This is a genomic window from Allobacillus sp. SKP2-8, assembly GCF_007559355.1.
Classification (GTDB): Bacteria; Bacillota; Bacilli; order Bacillales; family Alkalibacillaceae; genus Allobacillus; species Allobacillus halotolerans.
In genome coordinates, this window is sequence record NZ_VMHF01000024.1 from 14265 (window position 1) to 18180 (window position 3916).

At 40.0% G+C, this 3916-nt stretch carries 3 protein-coding genes and 1 pseudogene; 1 reads left to right on the forward strand and 3 read right to left on the reverse strand.

The window, feature by feature from the left end; genetic code table 11:
* The 3 genes and pseudogenes from FPQ10_RS12075 to FPQ10_RS12085 form a co-directional block, all read right to left on the reverse strand.
* A pseudogene (locus tag FPQ10_RS12075) lies at positions 1-434 on the reverse strand (hypothetical protein); the annotation flags it as partial.
* 95 nt (positions 435-529) lie between these two features.
* Positions 530-847 carry a YuiB family protein gene (locus FPQ10_RS12080; RefSeq protein ID WP_144163749.1) on the reverse strand — a complete coding sequence of 106 codons (318 nt, stop codon included), beginning with the start codon at positions 845-847 and terminating at the stop codon, positions 530-532.
* A gap of 158 nt (positions 848-1005) precedes the next feature.
* Complete coding sequence (locus tag FPQ10_RS12085) at positions 1006-2226, reverse strand: NAD(P)/FAD-dependent oxidoreductase (protein ID WP_144163750.1); 1221 nt, start codon at positions 2224-2226, stop codon at positions 1006-1008.
* Positions 2227-2630: 404 nt separating this feature from the next.
* Here FPQ10_RS12085 and FPQ10_RS12090 point away from each other — a divergent pair, with 404 nt between their 5' ends.
* Positions 2631-3617 carry an NAD(P)/FAD-dependent oxidoreductase gene (locus tag FPQ10_RS12090; protein ID WP_144163751.1) on the forward strand — a complete coding sequence of 329 codons (987 nt, stop codon included), beginning with the start codon at positions 2631-2633 and terminating at the stop codon, positions 3615-3617.
* The last annotated feature ends 299 nt before the right edge of the window (positions 3618-3916 follow it).

The window sequence follows — 3916 nt, forward strand, 5'->3', positions numbered from 1 at the left end:
TCTGCAACAATTCCGTACCCATAGTTTGGAATGTACAATACGCTTCCGAGTGGTAAAAATTTCGGATCGGCAGCGATTGTTGAAAGCTCATCACGTTGTACCTCTAAACCTGAGAATGTAATCCCATAATTCGGGTGACCCGGGCTTTTCCCGGTTGACTCAGCACCTGCCGTATAGCCAGTTGCAATGACGGTTTTCACTTCAAACTGACGATATGCTTCAGTAGAAAGACTCGTAAGTTCAATTTCATAATCTTCTATCGTATGATCCACTAATGTTATGTCTGTTTTTTTTGCCAAAGCCGATTCTTTGGCTGACAGTTCCAACGTGAATTTACTTTCATCATCTTCACTTGAATAAGAAGTGAGTACGAAGTAAGAATTCATCAAAAAGAACATCCCCATAAATAAAAAGCTTCTTGTAGGAGTTCGCATGTAAACCACCTCACTATGGCTTAGCGTTTCCGTTTTAAGAAGCTTTTAAACATTTTTCGACAATATTCTATTCAATTCTTCTCTTAGACTACCCTTTAAAACATTTGATATCCGTTTTTCCGTAACATCTTAATGGAAATTCCAGAAATGATTGTTCCGAGGAATCCTGCCAATAAAATGAGGATGTCCCATATCTTTAACCCGGTAACTTTTGCACCGAGGGCTGGAAATGCGATATCTGGTTCTGTTAGATAACTCATGAACGAAACATCGTCGATGATTAAAATGACGACGATCGGAAATATAAACGACATGATCCATGTCATGCGCAATAACATATTCAATATAAAAGCGATTCCGAAAAACAAGACGAAAAATAGCACGGCTGCTACAATCCCTTGAATAATATCCATACTTGCTCCCCCTAAAAATTCTCTAGACACTCCATCATTCTACCTTATTCGCAGTGATTTTCAAAGTCGATTTACTCGAGCTTTATGGCTGTTTTTTGACGAAAGGTAGAAAGTAAAAAAGCAAAAGCAGTATATAACCGCTTTTGCTTCGTTAACCATTAATGGTACATATCCAGCTTTCCTTTTTTCAACAATAGACCTACACCGCCAAGTTTCAATAAGTAACGGTTATCGATTACTTTTTTCATGATGGATGCAGAACGTCCGAATAGTTTACGGTCGCCGAATACGACACCAATTGCATCTGTGTTTCCAAGGGAAGCAACTGTTCCTTTGTTATCAAATTCGAATGTTTCTAGTTCATTATTGCCACTGATTACTTGTTTCAAGTTGCGAGCAGTCATTTCTGCCATTTGAATTGCGATTTGTGCTGTTGGTGGGTATGGTCTTTCTGTTTCAGGGTTCATCAGAACAGCACAGTCACCAACGACAAATACGTTATCATAATTCGGTGCACGTAAATCTTTACGAACAGGTACTTTGTTCCGGTTTACTTCGAATCCTGATTCGCCAACAATAGAATTTCCTGTAACCCCAGCTGCCCAAACGACATTTTTAGAAGGAATCATTTCCTGCTCGTCGTCTTTTTCAACGACAATGCCATCTTCAGTTACCTTTTTGATCATTGTGCTAATACGGAATTCGACACCTTTTTCCTCAAGACGGTTCATCGCATATTCCACAAGTTCCGGGTCAAATCCAGCAAGTGCTGTCGGTCCAGCTTCTACGTTGATGATTCTGACTTTTTCTCTTGGAATATCATATTCTTCACAAAGCTCAGGAACACGGTTCGCAATTTCACCCAAAAATTCGATACCTGTGAACCCTGCTCCACCGACGATGATTGTAAGTAGGTCATCACGCTCTTCTGGTTCATTGTTGTATTTTGCAAAGTTACTTTCAATTTCCTCACGAATTAAGCGAGAGCTATTAATGTTGGTAATAGAGTAAGCGTTCTCAAGCAAGCCTTCGATGCCAAATGTTGCTGTCTCGAAGCCCAATCCAATCACTAAGTAATCGTACGTCAATTCGCCTTCTTCAAGTTGAACTCTTTGACCTTCAGGATCAATCGATAGAACCGTGTCTTGGATAAAATTCACACGATTAAAGTCGATCAAATCCTCGATTGGAATACGCACTCGATCATGATGTAGCGTACCTGCAGAACTTTCATGCAACCAAGTGGTTTGATAATGGTAGTCATTTTTGTTTACCAACGTGATGTTCGCATCGTTTGCCTTCAGTTCTTTTTGCAAACGAACAGTTGTCATAATGCCTCCATAACCAGCACCAAGTATGACAATGTTAGGTCTACTCATTCTAATCACATCCATCCATAATATTTCTTCTCTTCATGAAAATATGCGTACACATCGCCACAGAAAAACTGATTCCACCTATTTCCAGATGACTTTGTGATTTTCTTCACGAACTAAACGAGAATGTCACATTTTTGTAAAATTCAACATCTAAAAACAATCATAGAACTTTTAAATCTGTTTTTCAAGTCTAAAAGTTAAATTCAGACCTTTCTGAAAACCCGTCTCATATTCTTGCTTGTATTATGGTTGGTTTATTGCTTAGAAGATTTTTAATAAGAATTTTAAGCAGGATACCTAACGAACTTTTTCGCTATTTTTTGCAAACCATTTAGCATATTTTCTTGTAAATGTTATAATGATTCTTGGTGTCAAAAGTCATTTTAAGACTTGGAGGTATAGTTATGAACGACAATATTAACGATATTACGATCATCGGCGCTGGACCAGTTGGTTTATTTACTGCATTTTATGGCGGTTTGCGCGATGCTGATGTCCATATCATAGAGAGTTTACCCCATATCGGGGGACAATTAACCGCATTATACCCAGAAAAATATATTTATGATGTGGCAGGTTTTCCGAAAGTTCGAGCTCAAGAGCTTGTCGATAATTTATATGATCAGGTAAAGCCTTTTAATCCGAAGATCACACTTGGTCAAGCTGTTCAAGAAATTGTGAAGCTTGAAGATAATTTATTCCGACTAACGACTGATCAAGAAACCTTTTATTCTAAAACAGTCATTATCACAGCCGGTAATGGTGCATTCGAGCCACGTAAATTGCGTATACCGGAATGTGACCAATATGAGCAGCACAATCTACATTATTACATTACTAACTTGGAATCATTCCGTGATCGTCATGTCATGATTTGTGGCGGGGGCGATTCAGCTGTCGACTGGTCATTGATGCTTGAGCCGATTGCCAGCCAAGTGACATTGGTTCACCGCCGAGAAGATTTCCGCGCGCACGAACATAGTGTTGCTCAGTTGAAGCAATCTTCCGTGAATATCTTAACGCCTTATGTGCCGACAGAACTTCATGGTACCGAGGCAATAGAGTCTGTCACGTTACAAAAACCAAAAGATGATGACAAAATCAATGTCGAAATTGATGACATGCTCATCAACTTTGGCTTTGTATCTTCACTTGGCCCGATTAAAAATTGGGGACTGGAAATTGACAAGAACAGCATTACCGTGAATACCAAAATGGAAACGAACATCGAAGGCATATACGCAGTTGGTGACATCTGCACCTATACAGGGAAAGTCAATCTGATCGCCACCGGATTCGGCGAAGGTCCGACAGCTGTCAACAACGCCATGGTGCGCATGAATCCATCCGCCCGCGTTCAACCAAAACACTCTACTCATATGTTCGGTTAAAATAAACCGCTTCCCTTTGGTGGGTGGCGGTTTTTTTGATGGTGGTTGGTTAATATTTGTTAAGTTAGCCTGATATCTTGGGCTCTATCAATGATTTGATAAAATTTATTCGGGGGATAGTGTGCTTTTTTGTGCTCTACCACCGATTTGAGGACCGCTATTCGGGGGTAGCTTGCTTTTTGCTTGCTCTACCCCTGATTTGAGGGCCGCTATTCGGGGATAGCTTATCTTTTTCTTGCTCTACCCCTGATTTGAACCCGTCTATTCGGGGATAGCATACTTTTTTCTTGCTCTACCCC